The following is a 21,222-nucleotide window of genomic DNA, read 5'->3' on the forward strand; positions in this document are numbered from 1 at the left end:
AACCTGGAAAAAACCAACTAAGTAGTCGGTTTTTCCATTGTCATTTAAAGTCCTGGCAAAAATCCTGCGATTGCACTTAAGAAGAAAATAAAGGCAAGCGCTGTTACTCCAGCGATGAATCCGCCTAAACTCCAAACTCGTAGCGTTTCTGCAACGGACAATCGACCAAATTTAGAAACAACCCAAAAGCCCGAGTCGTTCGGTAATGAAAGACCGATACCTCCTGCACAAATGGCTAGTCCCAGTAAAACTGGCGACACACCTAGATCCATCGCCATTGGCCCTAAGATGCTTGCTGTTGTAACAAGAGCGACTGTTGCACTGCCAAGAGAAGCTCTTAAGATTTGCGCAAAAACAAAACCTAATAAAAGCGCAGGCATGTTCATTCCCTGCATAACACTTATTAATAAGTCACCTAAACCTGTTTCTTGTACAACTCGTCCAAAAGCTCCACCAGCACCTGTAATTAAAACGACCATACCAGAAGCTTCAAATGCTTGACGAAAGACTGTCGGAGTTGATTCTTTAATGTATTTAGGCAAAACAAACATTGCGACAACAACACTAATTAAGAGTGCCATGTTTTTGTCACCAATTGTGGCAAAGATTGTCGGAATGATTTGCTCTTGATCATTTCGATAGATGACGTTATTAATTAATGTGTTCGATAATATAAGTACAATTGGTAATGCAAGCATTGCATAGGAAAGCCAAGTCGGTATTTCACGTGATACTGTGTTATCAACGTTTTCGATATCTTCAACTGCATCATCTAAACGATTGCCATTTGGAATTCGTTTTCCGATAAATTTTCCATAAAGAACACCGCCTACTAACGTTGCAGGAATAGCTACAAGTAGGCCATAGAGAAAGAATATGCCAATGTCTGTGCCCATTTGGTCTGCAACAACTAAAGGACCAGGAGTTGGTATAATTAAGCTATGGGACACAATCAAGCCAATAGCAAGAATAGCTACAAAGGTCGCCAAAGAGATTTTTGTTTTAATCGATAAGCTTTGTACGAGTTTATTTAAAATAATAAAGGCTGCATCAAAAAATACCGGAATTGCCACTGTTGTAGCTGTAGCAGCCAAAGCGTATGGAGAATTTTTTATACCAAATGCCCGCAACATAGAGCTAGCAATTTTTTCAATTGCACCAGAAGCAGCAAGGAACTGTCCAAAAATAATTCCAAGACCAATTAAAATCCCAACTCCTGTAAGCGTAGCCCCAAACCCTTCCGCCACAACAGTCGGTACATTTCGTGTAGGAATGGCCGAAACAAGACCAAGTCCAACAGCGATAACGAGCAATGAGATAAATGCATCCCATTTAAATTTCATAATAAGAATAAAAAGAACGATAAGAGCGACAACAAATCCGATAATTAATCCATTGCCAGTTAACATGAGCCCACCTCATTAAATTGTGTTTTTACTTGTTTTAGCGTTTGTAAATCGTTATTTTTTCATGCGTGTTACGGCTAAACGTGATTGATTTATTTTTTTCTTCCCATCATCTCCCGCTTCAGCTGCAACTCTTGTATAAAGCGTATCCATTAAGACGAGTTGAACGAGCCTTGAAATCATTGCATCCGATTGACGCTTTGTTTCATGAGCCTGAGTGAGTAAAACATTGTCTGCAACATCGGCAATACTAGAATGTTCATTTGCCGTAATGACAATAAGATAGGCCCCGTGTTTCTTAGCCATCGTTAACACTTCATATATATTCGTCGTTTCTCCAGAATGAGAAATCGCCACAATGACATCTTTGTTCGTCATGTGACTTGCATAGATCGCTTGATAATGCGGATCTTTCACTGAAAGAACATTCCCACCTAAGCGCATAAATTTGTGCGCACCGTCTTCAGCCATTGTGGCAGATAATCCCTGACCAAAGAAGTAAAGTCTGTTTGCTTCAATAATGGCTTGAACTGCTTCTTCTACACGTTCATTTGAGAGCTTTTCTTTTGTTAGAGCCATGGCTTGAAAAACTTGATCAGCCATTTTTTCGAAAATGGTTTCTGCCGTATCTTCCTTCGCAATATCAATAATTTCTAAAGAAGACGGTTTCATATCAGCCATTTCTTGCGCTAAAGCAACTTTAAGCTCTTGATAGGATTGATATTCAAGCTTTTTATACAGGCGAACAACACTCGGTTCACTTACTTCACTTAGCATTGCTAATTCTCCCATAGACAGAAGAAATGGTTTGTCCTGCACTTTTAACTGATGAATGATTTTTTCTTCAGTTGCCGTAAGCGATTTCTTTTTAAGCGTAATGCGTTCTTCAAACCGAAGCATTCTCTTCCCTCCTCATTTCTGTAGTAATATTACTACATATATAACGCTTACACAACAGGATATTTTTCTTTTTCTACATATTTCGACTTGATTTGTATAAAATAGAGGCTTATTATGTGCTTAACATGTAGTTATAACTACAAAACAGGAGGAATTGGTAATGTTTACTACAACAAAAGACGTTCTTACTTATGCGGAAAAAACAAATACAGCTATTGCTGCATTTAATTGTTACAATGCTGAAACCATCCAAGCTGCTGTTCAAGCAGCAGAAAATCAACAGCAACCAGTGATTATCGCGTACGGTGAACGATACAAGGATTATATGAGTTTAGAAGCGTTTGCTACATTTACAAAGGTGATTGCCGAACAAGCTTCCGTTGACGTAGCTCTTCATCTGGATCATAGTTATGAGTTTGAAACGATTCGTCGCGCCGTTCATGCTGGATTCACATCGGTTATGTTCGATGGATCAGCTTTATCTTTGGAAGAGAACATTAAGCAAACAAAAGAAGTCGTTGATTTTGCTCATGAGCATGGAGTTGATGTTGAAGCAGAGATAGGTTCTATGCAAAAAGGCGCGTTTTCTGATGAAGAAGAAGGGGACGGTCGCTTAACAGATCCTGATGAAGCAGCCGATTTTGTTCGAAAGACAAACGTCGATTTTCTTGCAGCTTCTATTGGAACGGTTCATGGTATGTATGACGGTGACCCAGAGATTCGCTTAGATTTACTTGACGCATTAAAAGAACGAATTGAGACGCCACTTGTTTTACACGGCGGGTCAGGAACGCCTGAAAAAGAAGTACTTCAAGCTATTGAAAAAGGGATTCGCAAAATAAACGTTAATACGGAAATTTCTCTAACTGCTGTAGAAAGTATTGCTAAAACAGTAAAAGAAAATTCAAAAGCACACTTAAGTGTCGTCATGGAAAACGCTCAACATGCAATGGTCGATCATATGGAAAAAATTGTGACACTTTATAAAAATAATTAAGAACCAAAGATGGAAGCGACCTAAAAAGGGTCGCTTTTTTTATGTATGTTTTCTTTTCGGTTCGACATAATAAGCTTTATTCAGGAAAAGAAGGGGGGCATTCGTATGAGTAAAACAAAAGATTCGAACTCAGTCTATCTGCAGCCTGCTAAAGCTCTAGATGAAAAGATTGCGTACATCGAACAGGTTATAGGAAAGAGTGATGATCTTGTTCAGCGTCCATTTTCTTTTGGTAGAGATCATACAATACCAGCTGCCCTTCTATACATAGATGGCTTAGTCGACGATCGCGCCTTACAGAAAATGATGGCCGGAGCGAAACATACAGAGCTTTCTGTAAATAACCCGATGGAGGATATCCAGCTTAGCTTAGAAGAAATTGGTCATACAGAAAAAGCGTTAACGTATACCACCATCTTGGAAAAACTGTTAAAGGGGAATGCGATTTGCTTAACAGAAGGTTCATCAATTGCCATCGCTATTGCTATACCGCAATTCTCAGAACGCACCGTCGCAGAACCAACAACTGAAACCGTCGTCAGAGGCCCTAGAGAAGGATTCGTGGAAAATATGAGAGTCAATACCTCATTAATTCGACGGCGACTATCCGATGAGAATCTATGGATTGAATCCATGACTTTAGGCGAGCGCTCCAGAACCACGATATCCATTGCTTACGTAAATGGCATTGTCGATAAAACATTAGTAGAAGAACTTTATAGTCGCTTAAAAAGAATTGACACAGACGGGATTCTAGAAGATGGCAGCTTAGAAGAACTAATACAAGATTCTTTCTATACACCGTTCCCTACTGTTTACACTACCGAGCGCCCTGATACTGCCGCTGCTCATTTATTAGAAGGAAAAATTGCCATTATTGTGGACGGCACGCCAATGGTGATGATCGTTCCAGCATTGTTTGTTCACTTTTTTCATAATACTGAAGACTACACACAGCGATCCGATATTAGTACGTTAATTCGCATCCTTCGATTTGGTTGTATTTTAATCGCATTATTAGGACCTTCATTGTATATTGCTGTAACCACTTTCCACCAAGAGCTCATTCCTACTGGTTTATTAGGAAACTTGGCTGCTCAAAGGGAAGGCACACCTTTTCCTACTTTTATTGAGACATTGTTGATGGAATTGACGTTTGAAATTTTACGAGAAGCTGGGATTCGAATGCCTCAGCCTGTTGGGCAGGCTGTCTCGATTGTAGGTGCCATTGTTATTGGTCAAGCAGCTGTACAAGCTGGAATTGTATCTGCCGCAGTTGTTATTGTCGTTTCCATTACTGCGATTGCTGGTTTTGTGTTCCCAAGCTACAACATTGGCATTCCCATTCGTATTTTGCGTTTTGCTTTCATGGGACTTTCTGCTTCTTTTGGATTAGTCGGAATTTGCGTTGGTTTTACAGCACTTCTTCTGCACCTTTCTAGCTTAAAATCATTCGGAATTCCTTATATGCAAGGCTTCACACCGTTTGTTTTAAAAAATCAACAAGACATGATTTTCCGAGCACCTAAATGGATGATGAAAGAACGTCCTACACCAGGAGATTCCCTTGACCGAGTAAGAAACCGAAACAAGCGTCCAAGCCCAGAACAATAAAAAAGAAAAGGAGGTGCGTGTACAATGTCCTTAAAATCATTTTTCATAATCCTTCTTGTCATGTGCCTCCCACTTTCGGGATGTTGGGATCGTTGGGAACTAAACGAATTATCGTTAATTGTAGGGATGGCCATTGATAAAGATGAAGATGAGTACATCTTAACCATGCAAGCGATGAATCCAGCGGAAATTGCTTCTCAGGAAACTGGTAGAGGTTATGCTCAGGCGATGAATGTCCAAGAACGTTCAAAGACCATTCATGAATCCTTAAGAAAAATGGTACAAAAATCACCACGCCGTGCATTTATCTCTCAATTAAAAGTGTTAATTATAAGTGAAGAAGTTGCAAAAGACGGTTTAGAAAAAGTGCTTGATTTCTTTTATCGTGACCACGAGTCCCGTTCGGATTATTACATCGTCATCTCCTATGACAACAAAGCATCTGATGTCCTAGATATAATTACACCTTTAGAAAATTTACCTTCACAAAACGCCTTTGATTCAATTACGTTTTCACTGCGTTCTTATGGTGGCACAAAAGCGATTACAATCGACGAACTCTATCAAGAAATGATGGCAGAAGGAATTGAACCATCTATTATGGGCATTACCGTTTCAGGAGATATAGAAAAAGGCCGCACAAAAGCGAATGCGGAAGTGAATTCCCCTTTTTCTATGCTGCATATTAATAAAGCTGCCTTGTTTAAGGAGAATCAGCTTGTCGGCTGGCTTGGCCAAAAGGATAGCAAAGGCCTTGATTATTTAACTCATGATATAAGTGACAGTGTGGGAAGTTTCACATGCCCTGGTGGTGGGCAAATTGCTCTTGAGGTAAAGGATGTACAAAGGCAGCTAAAGACAAGCATTGATAATGATCAACCGAAAGCCACGTATAAGTTCGAAATCGAAGCGACCATCTCCGAAGTGGATTGTACAACGTTAAACCTTGCCCTGCCCTCTTCTTATAAGAAAGTGGAGCAGCTCGCGAGCGATGAATTTAAACTAACGCTAAACAGCACCATTGAGAAAGTAAAAGAACTTAACACAGACGTGTTCGGTATTGGTCAAAATATTTACCGTAACCATCCTGATTTTTGGGAAGCACATAAAGAAGAATGGGACGAACTATTTAAAGAAACCGAAATTGATGTTGAGGTTAATATCCAACTGACTGATAGTGGGAGTATTGTCAATTCATTTTTAAAGGTCGGTGATCAAAAATGATTGTCTTTCAATTATTTCTTTTGGCAAGCGCCGCCTTTCTTATTTATATCAGTCAGAGAAAGAAGTTAACAGGTGATAAAAAGATGTCGATTCTCTTTTTCACCATCCTTGGCATTGGTCTTTTTTATGGGTCTACTTACATTTTACAAATTGACATTCCAAGCTTCGCTAATAAGATGACCTCCATTGTAAAATCGCTTCAAGGGATTAAGACATGAGCAAAGAAAAATTAACAACCAATCAGTTTCGCATGCTTGTCTTATTTAGTACGTGCAGTACATCTCTTTTAAGCATGCCTTTAATTTTAGGAACGATGGTCGGAAGAGATGCTTGGTTAATTGTTCTTCTTGGAACTCTTATAGGAATACCCCACATCGCATTATTCAGTTTAATGGCACGACGGCACCCTCATAAGGATGTATTCGAAATGAGTCGAGCCATTTTAGGAAACAAAATTGGTACGATTGGCATGATCATCGTGACGGCTTTACCGCTCCTTACTGTTTCAACTAAGTTACACTATTCTCTCTCGTTCATCACGAACCATTTGTTGCCTGAGACACCTCCCGTCATGGTGATGTTTATTAGCATGTCTATTGTTGCAATGGGTGTTTATTTAGGCATTTGCTCACTTGGACGCACAGCAGAAATGCTAAGTATCTTCTTTTTTGTTCCTTTGCTTATGCTATTTGTACTAAAGGCATCTGACATTCACCTTGAATTTGTTTTACCCTTTTTTCGTGGAGAACAAAATCAATATACTGAAGCCATTCTGTTTTATTTAGCTATAACATCATGTAACAATTTTCTTATTTTAAGTATTTTTCCAAAGTATGTTGCTGACAAGAAGAAAGCGAGTCGCGCATTTTGGCAAGGCCATCTCCTCGCCTGCCTGATTTTATTACTCGTTACTCTTCTTTGTATTTCTGTACTAGGACCAGAGTTAATGACCTCTGCCTTTTTCCCATTATTCACATTGGCGCAACGGGTTTCATTCGGCAATTTCGCAGAACGTATCGAAGCCTTGTTAACGATCCTTTGGTTCATTACCATCTTTTTCAAAATTTGCTTGTACCTCTATGTGAGTGTTAAAGGAATTGGTCACACGTTTCAATTAAAAGATACAAAACCTCTCGTGCTGCCACTCGCCCTTATTTTCGTCTTCATACCGCTTCAAGCATTTGAAGATGCGGCAGCTGATTATGAGTTTTACATCGGACCAGCCATGTGGCTTTCTCTCGGTATTGGTGGTGTCTTGCCCATCATTCTTATCGTTATCGATTTCATTCGAGCTAAACAGAAACAACGAATAAGCGACCCGCCTAAGCCAAGTCAGGGAATATAAAGGAGGAACGAATAAAATGAAATCGAATCATACGTTCACCGCTGTTGCGTATACGTTTATTGTTATTTATGCAACTTGTAGTACGGCTCTCCTTGGTATCCCTGCTACGCTGGCTTTTTTCGTTGGACAAGATGCATGGTTATTCCCGATAATCGGAAGCCTTATCGGGATTCCGATCGTGTTTCTTTACACCATCCTTGCACGCTGGAATCCTAAAGGCACCATTTATCATATGAATGATTGGGTGTTCGGAAGAAAAGCTGGAAGAGTGTTGACTGCGCTATTTTTACTTTTTCCACTGTTTCATTTCCCTGCCATTGTTTCTTACAATGTTGGCTTTATAGGTAATTTCTTGCTACCAGGCACACCAGCATTTGTCATTTACCTCATCAGTATTCTTATTATTCTTTACGGAGTGTACTGCGGCATTGAGCCAATTGCTCGGACGGCTACATTAATTAGTGTATTTTTTATACCACCTTTACTCCTACTAATTGGTTTAAATGTACCTGATGTTGATGTAAAAATGTTGCAACCAATTATGCAAACAAACTTGTCTGACAGCTTGAATGCCCTTTCTTTTTTTATGGGCAATGTCGTTTGTAACGTTGTTATACAATTGACCATATTCCCTAGATACCTTACCTCAGCTAAAAATGGAGAGAGAGCTCTTTGGATTGGTTATTCGATTGGGTGTGCCATCCTGATCATTATGACTTTTCTTTGTATAACGGTTCTGTCTCCTGAAGTAACGAGCAGAGATTTTTACCCGGCTTTATCACTCGCGCAGCGAATTGAATTAGGTGAGTTTCTTGAAAGGATTGAAGCAACGATCACCATCTTATGGTTCATTTCCATCTACTTTAATTTGTTGCTCTACCTATTTGCGATAATGGAAGGCATTTCGCATTTATTTAAGTTAAAAGATAGTAAAGCACTTTTAATGCCTATGGGAATGTTACTTTTATTCATTGGTGTCACGATGTTTGATAGCGTTGTGCAAGAACGAGAATTCTATCGATTTGTCAGCATCCCACAGTCCATCCTCTCCGGCTTCGGTATTCCCTTACTTCTTGTTTGTATTGGAATCATAAAAAGAAAAAGAAAAAATTTACCTCTCTATCCAAGGTACTCAAAAAAATCCAGATCCTCAGGGACTGCTTCATCGAACATAAAAAGAGGCTGGGACAAAAGTAGATAGACAGACTAAAATGACGAACATCCCTGAAAATAGGAACGTTCGTCGTTTGTTTTATATGAACATTAGCGGAAGGAGAATCCGAAGACTCCTGGGGGATCAGCACGTGTCTGAAGACTCTGGAGTGGCGGTTTTCCACGGAGGAGGCTGAGGCCGTGTCCCCGGAAAGCGAAGGATTCTCTTGTAGCGGTGCTACTCAGCATAGTTTAGACTACTCGTCTTTTCAAATACTACTTTCAGTTATGTCCCAGCCTCTTTTTCACTTAGCTATTCTCTTGCTTCAGACCGTCAATAATACTTTCCTTCTTCATTTTCGACGAAGCATACATCATTGCAAGCGTAACAATCGCAAAAACCGCTATAATAACAGACACAATGGCGATCCATGGAAGTGTAAATGGATACGCAAAGCTTCTTACCATCGTGTGATACATGGCATACATAATCCCAAAACTAAGGGGTAAGCCAATCATTAACGAATGAATTCCATAAAACAAACTTTCATAACGAATCATTCTTCTAAAGGACTGCGGTGTCATACCAATGGAACGATACATTGCTAACTCTCTTTTACGTAAACCTACACCTGTTGAAATCGTGTTGATAATATTTGCAATGGATATAAGCGTAATGAGGGCGATGAATCCGTACGTAAATACACTAACGACAACTACCATTTGCAAATCACTTTCAACCCGTTCATAAAAATTGTATATCTGCCATTGGCCGTCACCTATGGCTTCAATGGCCGCTGTCGTTTCATTTGGTTCATCACTTTTCAAATAAAGAGTCTCGTAATCCACACTTTCATCTTCTATGTCTGCCAACAGCAATTGTACTGTTTCCGTTTCCATCATTAAAACGAGATTCCCTAAATATACGTTACCAACACTTAACGGTCGTTCTGCAGTCAAACCAATTACTTCAACTGGCGCAAGCGGAGTTGTTACATTTACATCATCCCAATCTTGATAAACCAATTGAATGGTATCTCCGATTGACGTCTCAATCGCATTCGTCTGTACATATTGCCCTGCCTCATCGTCAGGGTATTGGATCGTTTCCAGCACGATTGCTGGCACCGTACTATCTCCCCTCTGCTCACCAGTTTCAGTAGCGTTATCAAGAATGGCTTTATAAGACTCTTTATCTAAGCCAATTATGTCAACAGTATAATCAAATTCCTGAATCGTTTGTCCCCAGCTCTCGATGTCACTTTTCAATCGCTCAGGTAGTTGCTCTTCCCGTGCATCGCCTATAACCGTTACCGATGTAATGAATTGAGCAGCTTGAACATGCGCCATTACCTCTTTGTCCGTCAGTATATTCTCATAATCACGTTCTTCTGAATATACCGAGATATCGAATTGAGGATCTTGCTGGGTCATCATCATTGACTGTGTCATAGTTGAAGTGAAGAAGGTAACGGAAAGGAACAACATAATGCTCACAATTAATGAAAACACAGTAATATAATAGCGCTTTTTGTTTCGCTTTAAATTTTTTAATGCAAGCTCAGCCTCTGTGCCAAATAGCCATTTTGTTAGCTTAGAGGTTTTAAGCACTTTTTTCGTTAACTTTACATCATGCGTTTGACGAATGGCATCAATGGCAGTAATTCTCGATGCTCTTCTTGCCGGTACGTAACACGAGAAGAAAATCGTCACAATGGATATAGCCACTGCTGCTAAAATTGCTGTAGGGGTAACGACAGCATATAACTCTTGATTAATACCTAAAGTCGATTGAAACATGCCGTCAATGAAATGAAACGTAATAGCAATTCCCGTATAGCCTGCTATAAGACCAATTGGAATACTCATTGCCCCAATTAAAGCCCCTTCAAAATAAACAGAATTGCGCTTTTGCCTTTTGGTTGCCCCAACACTTGATAACATTCCTAGCTGTTGCGAACGTTCAGACACTGAAATGGCAAACGCATTAAAAATAAGCGAGATAGATCCAATGACGATAATGACTAAAATGATGGTGATGGCTGTATAAAGTGTTACTTGCAATTCATCGTTAAGGGTCAATCCATAATAGCGCAGCAGCTCATCATTAAAGCTTGCATCCTTCCCCATCTCTTTGCTTAGGGTTTTCACATCCCCATAAAGAGAGCGATTGACATGGTCTGCAACAATAAGCCCTGCAGATGCCGTTCCAGCGACTAGCTCTTTCTCATCATACAAAGTGACGGCTGTATGAGCTGGTCCCCATGGTGATTCCCAAGAAGGCACTTCAATAAAACCCACGATTGTAAAATTACGTTCTCCTGTAATCTCTAAGGTTTCTTCATTGGGAATGTATTCACCGTCCACACCATACGTTCCCTCAGGTAAAGAGTGCTCATCTAAGAAAATTCCCTGTTCATCAAAGCGGTCTCCGTACGTTAATGTGACTGTTTCACCAAGAGAAAACGCTTCTTCTACTGCTGTAGAAAGCACTAATTCTTTCGAGGAATGAGGTAACCTCCCCGATGAAAGCTCCATTGGAAAATAGTTCAACCCTGCTTCGTTAAATTCATTTATAAATAGAAAAGGTTTATTTTCATCCGTCGATCTTGCATCTTCCTCTACAAACCCTAATCGGTTATGAAGAATTAACTCACTCGTACGCTCAAATGTTCGTAGCGCTTCTACTTCGGGCCCGCTCACATCTTCATACGCCACATGCCATTCACCAGTGTTTGATATTGCATTCCGTTGCAACAAATCCATCATAGAAGCAGCAATCGTTGTAACAGCAAAAATCATTGCCACAGAAATAATCGTTCCAAACAAAGTGATAATGGTACGTTTTTTGTTTTTTTGTAGATTTCGGATCGTTAGTTTATTAACGATGTTCATCGACCAGTCACCTCGTCACTAGCAATCGTTCCATCTTCAATTGTAATAATCCGATCTGCTTGTAAAGCGATCCGTTCATCATGAGTAATAACAATTAAAGTTTGCTTTAGTGAGCGATTAAAATATTTCAATAAGTCAATAATCTCTTTACTGTTTTTACTATCTAAATTTCCAGTTGGTTCATCGGCGAGCATAATCGCAGGATTGCTTACCAACGCTCTACCAATTGATACACGCTGTTGCTGACCACCAGATAGTTGATTCGGCAAATGATGCAATCGTTCCTCAAGCCCAAGACGACTAACCATCTCATTTAAACGTTCAGCTTCTACTTTATGCCCGTCTAGTAAGATCGGCAGCGTCATGTTCTCTTCAACCGTTAGAATAGGGATAAGGTTATAAAATTGATAAATTAATCCGATCTGTCTTCTTCGAAAAACTGCAAGCTGAGTTTCATTTAATTCATACATATTTGTTTGATCAACAAGAACGCTACCACTTGAAGGCCGATCAACACCACCTAATAAGTGCAAGAGTGTAGACTTACCAGATCCAGACGGCCCGATGATAGCAACAAATTGACCTTTCGTTACTGAAAACGACACATCATCAAGTGCCTTCACTGTGGTATCACCTTTTCCGTATACTTTAGACAAATTTTCTACTTTTAACATCTCCACGTTCATTCCCCCAGTAAACTTGTTACTCCAAGTATAATTGTCTAAAGTGACGGAAGCGTGACAGGTTAAGTGACAGTTTTGTCATGTTCACGGTGATGATAAAAACGAACAGTAAATACGGTCCCTTTTCGACTGGCCGATTCCACATGAATAGCCCCTTCTTGCTTAGTCACAATATGATAAGATAAAGCCAAACCAATCCCAACGCTTTGTTTCTGAGCGTTTGAACCTTGATAAAACCTTTTGAAAATATGAGGAAGATCCTTGTCCTTTATGGGCTCCCCACTATTATGAATCGCGATCTCTGTATACAGGATTGTATCTGTAACACTAATGGTTATAACCCCTTTTGTATCTGTATGTTCGACTGCATTTTTCACAATATTAATCAGTGCTTCCTTCGTCCACCGAACATCGACAACGATCTTTGCTTGGTAATCGCCAACTTTTTTTACAGCAAGCTGTTTATCTTGTATTTGAAAAGCGAGCGGGGAAATGGTTTCGTCTACTAAACGTTGAACCTCTACTGGCTCCTTTGAAAACGTTATCGCTCCTGCATCAATTTTTGATAGCTTAAGCAAAGACGTAACGAGCCATTCCATTCGAATTAACTGACTCGATACATTCCCTAAAAATTCTTCTTTTTTCTCCTTTGGGACGTCTTCCTGCGCCAATAAATCTGTCATAACAGTCATTGCTGTTAGAGGTGTCTTTAATTGGTGTGAGACATCGGCAAGTGCTTCTGCGAGCTTTACCTTGCTTTCATCAGCCTGTACTGTTTTTTCCGATAACATTTGTGTCATTTTATAAATTTCGTTTTTTAAAATACTTAACTCACCTTCATCATTATCACGAACATCAAGAGAAAACACCCCTCCAGCCATCTTTTGCAAGTAAAGAGAAAGGCGCTCCATTTCCTTATACCGCTGCCATGAATAGAGTAGATGAATAAATGTTATAATTCCTATGACCATTCCAGTAATCACAGCGAGAAGAATCGATTGTCGACTTACAACAATCGTTAAAACCATCCCTAATCCAACGATCCAACATGTACTATGTCGCAACTTTTTATTACGAAACATTACGAGCCTACCCGATACCCTAAGCCTCGAACGGTTACAATGAACGTAGGCTTTTGTGGGTCGTCCTCAATCTTTTCTCGTAATCGCTTAATACAAACTGTTAAAGTATTATCATGAACAAATTCACCGGCTGAATCCCAAATCATATGAAGCAATTGATCCCGAGATAATACTTGACCAATATGTTTAGCAAAAATCATGAGCAGCCGAAACTCTAGCGCCGTTACATGAATTTCCTGCTGCTGTTTATATACTTTCCCTTCTAGCGGATAAATTTCAATAGGTCCAAATGGATACATTTCTGTTCTCATGCTTTGACGTTCATACCTTCTTAACACCGTTCTTAAACGACTGACTAACTCCTTCACACGAAAGGGCTTGGTTATATAGTCATCTGCCCCCATATCTAACCCTTTCACAACATTCCCTTCATCATCGATTGCCGTTAAAAACAAAACAGGAATATCACACTTTTGCTTAACTGAAGCACAAAGGTCATATCCTGATCCATCTGGAAGATTTAAATCAAATAGACAAACATCGATTGTCTTCACATGATGTTGGATAAATGAAGATGCTTTTTCCACTGTATGAAAAACGATGACGTCATATCCCTCTTGTTGAAGCGTATACTCTAACCCTGACACAATAATGAGATCATCTTCTACTAATAATAATTTCACTTAAAACGCTTCCTTTTTTGAAAAATGATGTCTCTTTCTTCATTATCCTATTACATCTCAACGATTACTACAATAACGTAAAAAGGACATAAAGATAAAGGCTCTTTACATCCCAATCGTTTCCGTTTTAATCAAATCATGTAGATCAGCTCGAATACGGCGAATCTCTTGATTCTCTCTACCAAAATGAACCCGATTCGTTAGCAAGATCACACGAAGACCATCTAGCGGGTCAAACCACATGCTTGTACCGGTAAAACCTGTATGTCCATACGAAAAGGATGTAAAATCCTTGCCACATGAAGCGTATCCGTAGTCTTTCATGATCCAACCTAATCCTCGACGCTCATTTAGCCCTTCTGTGCGACACTGCTTTGATTCCTTTAGAATCTTCTCGCTAATGATGCTCGTTTTACCGACTCTACCATTCCCTTCAACCATACTCGCATATTTCTCGAGGTCCTCAATCGTTGAAAACAGGCCGGCGTGGCCACTCACCCCCCCAAAGAAACGAGCATTTTCATCATGAACGATCCCCTTTAAATAACGATTTGTAGTACTGTCCCATTCTGTGGATGCAAAGTGTCCTCCTGTAGGGTTGAACGAAGTCTGATTCATTGAAAGAGGTCGGAATAGTTGTTCATTCGCGAATGTGACAAAATCCGTTTTCGTCACACTTTCAACCAACTGTTGAAGGATTATAAAATTTAAATCGCTATAAATGACTCGTTTTCCTGGTGGGTTTACAAGAGCCATTGCGCCCACTTCATCAATAATCGTCTTAGCTTTCCCTTCATAAAAAGGAAAATGTGCCTGAAAACCAGATGTATGGGTAAGAAGATGTTCTACAGTAATCAACTGTTTGTCTTCTGTAAAAGAAGGAAAAAAACGACTTATTTTTGTATCTAGACGTAGAAATTGCTTATCCATCAATCGAAGAACTAACGGTAGCGTGACGACTACTTTTGTTAAGGAAGCTAAATCAAAACGCGTCTGAATCGTCATTTTTTCTTTAACAGGACCATACGATGCATAGCCAAATGCCTCACGAAAAAGGGTGCGATCTTTTTTTGAAATGCTCAATACAGCTCCAGGTATCGCCTGATTATCAACCTCTTTTTGTAGATACCGTCTAACGTTCTTCATCCTACCACCTCTTCTTTTTAATGTTTACGCTTCACGTGTGTGAACAAGTAAAAGGAATTTAATGATTTTTACCGAATAATAAGTATGAGAAAGGCGGGATACATATGAGTGACATGCTTGTAGCTCTTTACTCTTTACCCGAGGAAACCATTCCGGCAAACCTTATTGTTCGTCGCGCTTTAGCACCAGAAAAAACAGTCGTCTTAGATTGGATTAAAGCGAATTTCAGTCAAGGTTGGGCAGATGAATGCGACGTCGCATTTAGTCGCGAGCCAGTATCATGCTTCCTCGCAATTCAACATGAACAATTAATTGGTTTTGCTTGTTATGACGCAACGCTAAGAAATTATTTTGGGCCAACTGGCGTCCACGAATCAGCAAGAGGAGCTGGAGCTGGTAAAGCTTTACTTGTGCGTACACTCCATACTATGAAGGACGCCGGCTATGGGTATGCCATTATCGGAGGCGTTGGACCAGCAGAATTTTACGAAAAAACCGTTGGTGCTATGCTTATCAAAGACTCTAGTCCAGGTATGTACAAAGGGATGTTAAAAAAACAAACGATTTCATCCATTCATTCGAAACACTCGAACGTGAAATAGTGTGTTTCTTTCGTTTAAAAAACGCTCAAAGACAGATGGTTATAAACCGTATCATTCATTGAATGGTCACGTACACCACTATTCAAAAAGCTCACCAACATAACTGCTGGTGAGCTTTTACTCTTGCTTCATTAATGGTGTAAGAATAGGCATCATTAGCGTATCAACAATACGTTCAATATATGCCCGATCAAATGGTTTTCCGATTAAGAAAATTCGATACGTAATTAAAGCGGGCCCAATATCAGCTAATAAATCTAAGTCCGTTTGTTTTAATTCGCAGCCTTCTTTAAAAAAGGGATTTACAATGGATTCAATCGTACGTCGATGGCGCTGGTAGAAATCATTGTGAAGCCCTTTTTCTAGTTCTTTGTTGTGGGGAATAGCCGACCCAATAGCAGTTAATGCTTTTTGATGATGCTCGTGATCACCTCGAAATACAAAACATAGTAAATCAATTAATTGATCACGTAACGGTTTAGTGAAATCTAGTTTTTGGCATAATGTCTTAAAAGGACTAATTGAAGCAGAGGCATCAATCACTAAAGCTTCCTTAGAGGACCAACGTCTATAAATCGTTGCTTTTCCTACTTTCGCTTTTGTTGCAACTGCTTCTATTGTTAAACCGTCATAACCGACTTCCGCCAGCATGGTAAGAGTTGCCTCCAATATCACTTGGTTTCGTGATAAATCCAGTGGTCTGCCTCTTTTTATTTCTTCGTTTACATCCTCTGGCATCGTCAAGTTCTCGCTCCCCTCCCTTTCTAGCATCTTCTGTTTCTTAGTGTAGCATTCAAAAATTCCCATGACAATTATTTATGAAACTGTTGCGTTTCGTAAATGTTGATGATAAGCTAATTTAGCTGAACAAAAGGGTTCAACTATTTATTTCATTAAGGGGGTATCATTATGGCAATCGTTACTGAGGGTACTGGTACAGCAAATGAATCAAACAAGCAAGCTATCAACCCAATACCTATTATTGCTGTTCTTCTTTCAGGTGCATTCGTTGCCATTTTAAGTGAGACGATACTTAACGTCGCATTAAATGCTATTATGGCTGACTTTGGCATTCAATCTAGTACAGCCCAGTGGCTTGTGACAGGATATATGCTTGTCATTGGGACGCTGATTCCTATATCCGCCTATTTTATGCAGCGGTTTACAACAAGGCAATTATTTATTACAGCAATGACATTGTTTTCTGCAGGAACATTGATTGCTGGTTTAAGCCCCTTCTTCCCTCTCTTACTTATTGGGCGCTTAACCCAAGCTGTGGGTACAGCTATTATGATCCCACTTCTTATTAACATTATTTTAGCTGTTATTCCAATCGAAAAACGTGGTGCCTCAATGGGTATGGTTGGCTTGGTGATCATGTTTGCACCGGCAATCGGCCCGACAGTATCAGGTGTCATCGTAGAAAATCTCTCTTGGCGCTGGTTATTTTTCATTATTCTTCCTATTGCATTAGGCTCTCTCTTATTTGGGATGAAGGTGTTAACCAACATAGCCGAAGTATCAAAACCCAAACTAGATATTCTTTCATTTTTACTATCGACACTCGGTTTTGGAGGAGTTGTTTACGGCTTTAGTGCCGCAGGAAAAGGAGATGCGAGCTTTGCAGACCCAGCTGTATTTACCTTTTTAATCGTCGGGTTTGTTTCTTTAGGAATTTTTGTCTTGCGACAGCTTAAACTTGAATCACCGTTATTAGATGTACGGGTATTCCGGTACCCTATGTTCACCATTGGTCTTCTTATGGTGATGATGGTCATGATGACGATGTTTGCGATGATGCTCGTTATGCCCATTTATATGCAAGGAGCTTTAGCATTTACGCCAATTATTGCAGGGCTTGTTATGCTTCCAGGTGGATTATTAAATGGGGCAATGTCACCTATCATGGGACGCTTGTTTGACAAATTCGGACCGCGTCCATTATTAATACCAGGAACAATTATTTTAGCAACAATTGTCTTTACGTATCGGTTTACGGTTCCTGGTGTACCGGTGTGGATCGTTATCGTCCAGCAAGCGATTCTTATGGTTGCTGTAGCGATGATTATGATGCCTGCGCAAACCAATGGCTTAAATCAAATCCCAGAGAAGCTGTATCCTCATGGAACAGCTATAATGAACACCCTCATGCAAGTATCTGGTGCTATTGGTGCGGCGCTTTTTATTTCTGTCATGGAGACAGGTCAGCAAAGTTATTTAAACGATCAAGGGACAACACCAGCTGAAGCGACAGAGGGTCAGGTTATAGAAGCCTTAACATATGGATCACAACAAAGTTTTTCTACCGGGTTTTATTTAGCGATTCTGACCGTCATATTGGCACTACTCGTTAAAAGAACCGCTCAAACAAAAAAGACAAATGCATAAGCATTTGTTTTTTTGTTTGTATAACAAATAAAACACCACTTCCATCTAATATGGAAAAATAATTAAATTCCTACGGAAAGAAAAAAGAAACTAATTTGAACTAGACAGACCTTATACAGAAAAAGAAGGTAACGTTGTTCTTACAACAAACCTGTAATGTTTATGTTACATGAAGACGTTATTTACTTTACTATAGGTTTATGAGCAAAAATCATGACGGCTCAACCTATCGGAAGAAACGCTAGTTAGACGCATAACGCTAAGCTCGCCCAACAAACAATAGCTTCTCTAACAAGAAAAAAGCTATTTCTCAGGTTTTGGCGAAATGATTGTTTATTGCGAGAAATTGCTCATTTATTTCCTGGGGAATACCGTCGAACAGATTAACAAAGCGATCTTCTCCGACAAAGTTTGTTATCATCCTGTCGTTTAATTACTTGAAAGGTGTTTTTTATGAAAAAAGTTAGTAGCTGGTGTGCTGTCGTTGTTTGGATGGCTGTCATTTTCTACCTCTCTCATCAACCTGGAAGCGAATCTTCCCATTTGAGCGGTGGAGTTCTTGAATTCATCCAAGCATTCATCCCTCTAGTTGATTTGTCTACAAATGAATGGATTCATACATTGGTAAGAAAAGGCGCACATCTTAGCGCTTATCTTATTCTTGGTGCGCTTTTTATGATTGCTCTTCATCATAGTGATCAAGGTAGACTGGGCAAACGAGCCATTGTAGCCTTTCTTTGTTGCTTTCTATATGCTATATCTGATGAAGTTCATCAATTGTTTATACCTGGTCGAAGCGGACAAGCTACTGACGTACTTATTGATAGCTTAGGTGCAGCAATAGGAATTGCGCTTTACTTAGCTATTTCAAAGGTCCGCAGAAGAAAAGCGTTTTAGCTAACAACCCATTTAGAACTACATGGTTCGAATTGATTTTTGCTATAATGAAAAGAAAAAGGACGGGTTCTATTTGAAGAATGTATTTGTGGTGGGGGATATTCACGGTTGCTTTGACGAACTCATTGAATTGCTACAGCATTGGGACAAGACTGAAGAGCAGCTCATTTTCTTAGGTGATTATATTGATCGCGGAAAAGACTCGCGAAAAGTACTTGAGTTCATTCAAAACCTTGTTCAAAAAGATGGTGCCATTGCGTTAAAGGGAAATCACGAGCTAATGTTTATTGATTGGCTTAACGAATGGCAATCAGACCGTTTCGTACGTAACGGAGGAAAAGAAACCATCTACTCACTTCTAGGTACTGATACAGAAATTGATGAACGTCGTGCTGTTGCAGAGGCGTACCCTCAAACACTTCACTTTTTAAAAAATCTCCCCCTTTATTATGAGTGGGGTAACTATTTATTTGTTCATGCAGGAATTAATCCAACCCTATCCAATTGGAAACAAAATACTGAACATGACTTTCTTTGGATAAGAGATGACTTTCATTTTCAAACAAATCCTACTAATAAAGTTATTATTTTTGGACATACTCCAGTCCAAATGCTTCATCCTGAACCTATTAGTCAACCTTGGATCTCACCTTGCGCTACGAAAATCGGAATGGATGGTGGTCTTGTGTTTGGCGGGAAACTCTTTGGTCTTCGCATATCTTCAGATGGTACACGTAAATGGTTTGAACAACAAAAACACGAATAGTTTTTTCTCAAGAAGCTTGGGTATTTCCTGAGCTTTTTTCACTAAAGGTAAAACTTAATTGATGCGCGTAAAAATAATTATTTAACTATTATGACTATAAGCTTTAATCTGGTAGTATCTTGTAAAAACAGACGTTAGACGTCTTTTTTTAATTCGTATGTTACACTATTGTAAAGAAACTGAAACGAAACATCCTTTCTTCTCCATTTATACACATTCTTTCATAATCACCCAGCTCTCACCTCTTTTTTTTCTTATCATCCCCCCTTATAGTAAAGCTTATGAAAACATTACTTACTTTTTTCACAACCCTTTTATTGTCTGTCACTTTAGTCTATGGTTTTTCATCAGAAGCAAAAGCAGCGTCTACTCACACTGTTCAATCTGGTGATACAATGTGGAAAATTGCGGTTCGCTACCAAGTGGGGGTTCAAGAGATTATTGATGCGAATCCACAGCTTTCCAATCCAAATGTGATTCATCCAGGTCAAACGATTCAATTACCTATTCAGCAATCACAAGGACAATCCATTGAAAAAGAAGTCGTTCGTCTCGTTAATGAAGAACGCGCTAAGCATGGTTTGCAACCTTTAAAAGAAAACTGGGAGCTTTCGCGTGTTGCTCGTTTTAAATCAGCTGATATGCGAGATAAGAACTATTTCAGTCACACATCTCCTACATACGGAAGTCCGCATCAAATGATTCGAGATTTCGGCATTCAATACCGTGCTTCTGGGGAAAACATCGCTGCTGGCCAAACATCCGCGCAAGCTGTGTTTCAATCTTGGATGAACAGCTCGGGACATCGACAAAATATTCTATCTCCAACCTATACTGAAATTGGTGTGGGGTACGCAGAAGGAGGTTCTTATCGTCACTACTGGACGCAAATGTTCATTAGTCGATAAACAAAAGCGATTGTGGTCAACCACATCGCTTTTTTTATTTAGCTACATTGACGCATAGTCTTAATAGAATAGGAAAGAGTAAACAATGAGGTGGTAAAGATGCATTCTCAAATAAAAAGTGTACTTTTAATAATCGTATGTATATATATGGTTTGGCAGCCAGTTGCTATGGCAGCAACACCGATAGACGTTTTTTCCATAGACGAAGAAAAAGTCGTTTATCAAACAGAGGGAACCCCTCAAGCCCAGCATACAGCTCAACAATTGATTCAATCCATTGACGGCCTAGTAACGGCCATTAACCCCCTTCCCGCGTCAGGTTATTTAGTGAAAGTCACGTTTGACCAACCTTATTACGTGAAGAATTACTGGTTTCATGCAGCGGTTACGCAAGCAATCTTTGTGTATGACAAGGGTAATCCCAGCTCTGTTATGTTGATAAATGAAGAGAATCAATCTATATTCTTTACACTTAGTCGAGATGTTGAAGAACTTTTTGCTCTTATCCAGTTTAAACCTACTCTATCTTAAAAT

At 39.6% G+C, this 21,222-nt stretch carries 20 protein-coding genes; 12 read left to right on the plus strand and 8 right to left on the minus strand.

Annotated elements, in window-relative coordinates:
- Positions 1-44 precede the first annotated feature (44 nt).
- Both E2L03_RS16265 and E2L03_RS16270 read right to left on the minus strand, forming a co-directional pair.
- Complete coding sequence (locus E2L03_RS16265; protein WP_038483320.1) at positions 45-1,409, minus strand: GntP family permease; 1,365 nt, start codon at positions 1,407-1,409, stop codon at positions 45-47.
- Positions 1,410-1,460: 51 nt separating this feature from the next.
- Positions 1,461-2,306: a MurR/RpiR family transcriptional regulator gene (locus E2L03_RS16270; protein ID WP_038483323.1), complete on the minus strand. Its 846-nt coding sequence runs from the start codon at positions 2,304-2,306 to the stop codon at positions 1,461-1,463.
- A gap of 160 nt (positions 2,307-2,466) precedes the next feature.
- Between E2L03_RS16270 and E2L03_RS16275 the strand changes: the two genes are divergently transcribed.
- From E2L03_RS16275 to E2L03_RS16300, 6 genes are all read left to right on the plus strand, one after another.
- Positions 2,467-3,303 (plus strand): class II fructose-bisphosphate aldolase, encoded by an 837-nt coding sequence (locus E2L03_RS16275; RefSeq protein WP_134259646.1) that lies wholly within the window; start codon positions 2,467-2,469, stop codon positions 3,301-3,303.
- Between the two features lie 105 nt (positions 3,304-3,408).
- Positions 3,409-4,917: a spore germination protein gene (locus tag E2L03_RS16280; protein WP_095150705.1), complete on the plus strand. Its 1,509-nt coding sequence runs from the start codon at positions 3,409-3,411 to the stop codon at positions 4,915-4,917.
- Positions 4,918-4,941: 24 nt separating this feature from the next.
- The gene (locus E2L03_RS16285; protein ID WP_134259647.1) at positions 4,942-6,141 is read left to right on the plus strand and encodes a Ger(x)C family spore germination protein; all 1,200 of its coding nucleotides are present in this window, start codon (positions 4,942-4,944) and stop codon (positions 6,139-6,141) included.
- On the plus strand, positions 6,138-6,359 hold the full coding sequence (locus E2L03_RS16290; protein ID WP_038483331.1) for a hypothetical protein: 222 nt from the start codon (positions 6,138-6,140) through the stop codon (positions 6,357-6,359). Before E2L03_RS16285 ends, E2L03_RS16290 begins: the two co-directional genes overlap by 4 nt.
- The gene (locus tag E2L03_RS16295; protein WP_134259648.1) at positions 6,356-7,486 is read left to right on the plus strand and encodes a GerAB/ArcD/ProY family transporter; all 1,131 of its coding nucleotides are present in this window, start codon (positions 6,356-6,358) and stop codon (positions 7,484-7,486) included. Before E2L03_RS16290 ends, E2L03_RS16295 begins: the two co-directional genes overlap by 4 nt.
- 16 nt (positions 7,487-7,502) lie before the next feature.
- Entirely contained in the window at positions 7,503-8,687 is a 1,185-nt protein-coding gene (locus tag E2L03_RS16300; protein ID WP_038483337.1) for a GerAB/ArcD/ProY family transporter, read from the plus strand.
- 260 nt (positions 8,688-8,947) lie between these two features.
- On the opposite strand, the gene E2L03_RS16305 is transcribed toward E2L03_RS16300, so the two are convergent.
- The 5 genes from E2L03_RS16305 to E2L03_RS16325 form a co-directional block, all read right to left on the minus strand.
- Complete coding sequence (locus tag E2L03_RS16305; RefSeq protein WP_134259649.1) at positions 8,948-11,533, minus strand: ABC transporter permease; 2,586 nt, start codon at positions 11,531-11,533, stop codon at positions 8,948-8,950.
- Positions 11,530-12,213, minus strand: coding sequence for an ABC transporter ATP-binding protein (locus tag E2L03_RS16310; protein ID WP_038483343.1), 684 nt, complete (start codon positions 12,211-12,213; stop codon positions 11,530-11,532). Before E2L03_RS16310 ends, E2L03_RS16305 begins: the two co-directional genes overlap by 4 nt.
- Before the next feature lie 65 nt (positions 12,214-12,278).
- Positions 12,279-13,298: a sensor histidine kinase gene (locus tag E2L03_RS16315; RefSeq protein ID WP_124742600.1), complete on the minus strand. Its 1,020-nt coding sequence runs from the start codon at positions 13,296-13,298 to the stop codon at positions 12,279-12,281.
- A complete protein-coding gene (locus E2L03_RS16320) occupies positions 13,298-13,981 on the minus strand; it encodes a response regulator transcription factor (protein WP_038483348.1) in 684 nt (227 codons plus the stop codon). Before E2L03_RS16320 ends, E2L03_RS16315 begins: the two co-directional genes overlap by 1 nt.
- Positions 13,982-14,086: 105 nt before the next feature.
- Positions 14,087-15,127 carry a serine hydrolase domain-containing protein gene (locus E2L03_RS16325; RefSeq protein ID WP_134259650.1) on the minus strand — a complete coding sequence of 347 codons (1,041 nt, stop codon included), beginning with the start codon at positions 15,125-15,127 and terminating at the stop codon, positions 14,087-14,089.
- A 104-nt stretch (positions 15,128-15,231) separates the two neighbouring features.
- On the opposite strand from E2L03_RS16325, the gene E2L03_RS16330 reads away from it, so the two are divergent.
- A complete protein-coding gene (locus tag E2L03_RS16330; RefSeq protein WP_051667634.1) occupies positions 15,232-15,729 on the plus strand; it encodes a GNAT family N-acetyltransferase in 498 nt (165 codons plus the stop codon).
- A 117-nt stretch (positions 15,730-15,846) separates the two neighbouring features.
- Here E2L03_RS16330 and E2L03_RS16335 read toward each other — a convergent pair whose 3' ends face one another.
- Positions 15,847-16,467, minus strand: a complete 621-nt coding sequence (locus E2L03_RS16335) for a TetR/AcrR family transcriptional regulator (RefSeq protein ID WP_276338677.1) — start codon at positions 16,465-16,467, stop codon at positions 15,847-15,849.
- Positions 16,468-16,638: 171 nt separating this feature from the next.
- On the opposite strand from E2L03_RS16335, the gene E2L03_RS16340 reads away from it, so the two are divergent.
- The 5 genes from E2L03_RS16340 (at position 16,639) to E2L03_RS16360 (ending at position 21,219) form a co-directional block, all read left to right on the plus strand.
- Positions 16,639-18,117 carry an MDR family MFS transporter gene (locus tag E2L03_RS16340; RefSeq protein ID WP_038483354.1) on the plus strand — a complete coding sequence of 493 codons (1,479 nt, stop codon included), beginning with the start codon at positions 16,639-16,641 and terminating at the stop codon, positions 18,115-18,117.
- Between the two features lie 453 nt (positions 18,118-18,570).
- Positions 18,571-19,014 carry a VanZ family protein gene (locus E2L03_RS16345; protein ID WP_055736824.1) on the plus strand — a complete coding sequence of 148 codons (444 nt, stop codon included), beginning with the start codon at positions 18,571-18,573 and terminating at the stop codon, positions 19,012-19,014.
- 22 nt (positions 19,015-19,036) lie between these two features.
- Positions 19,037-19,780 carry a metallophosphoesterase family protein gene (locus E2L03_RS16350; RefSeq protein ID WP_134259652.1) on the plus strand — a complete coding sequence of 248 codons (744 nt, stop codon included), beginning with the start codon at positions 19,037-19,039 and terminating at the stop codon, positions 19,778-19,780.
- Positions 19,781-20,061: 281 nt separating this feature from the next.
- The gene (safA, locus tag E2L03_RS16355) at positions 20,062-20,688 is read left to right on the plus strand and encodes a YkwD family sporulation-associated protein (RefSeq protein ID WP_134259653.1); all 627 of its coding nucleotides are present in this window, start codon (positions 20,062-20,064) and stop codon (positions 20,686-20,688) included.
- A gap of 147 nt (positions 20,689-20,835) precedes the next feature.
- Positions 20,836-21,219, plus strand: a complete 384-nt coding sequence (locus E2L03_RS16360) for a hypothetical protein (RefSeq protein ID WP_208394366.1) — start codon at positions 20,836-20,838, stop codon at positions 21,217-21,219.
- Positions 21,220-21,222 lie beyond the last annotated feature (3 nt).

It is taken from the genome of Shouchella oshimensis (assembly GCF_004375095.1).
Classification (GTDB): Bacteria; Bacillota; Bacilli; order Bacillales; family Bacillaceae_D; genus Shouchella; species Shouchella oshimensis.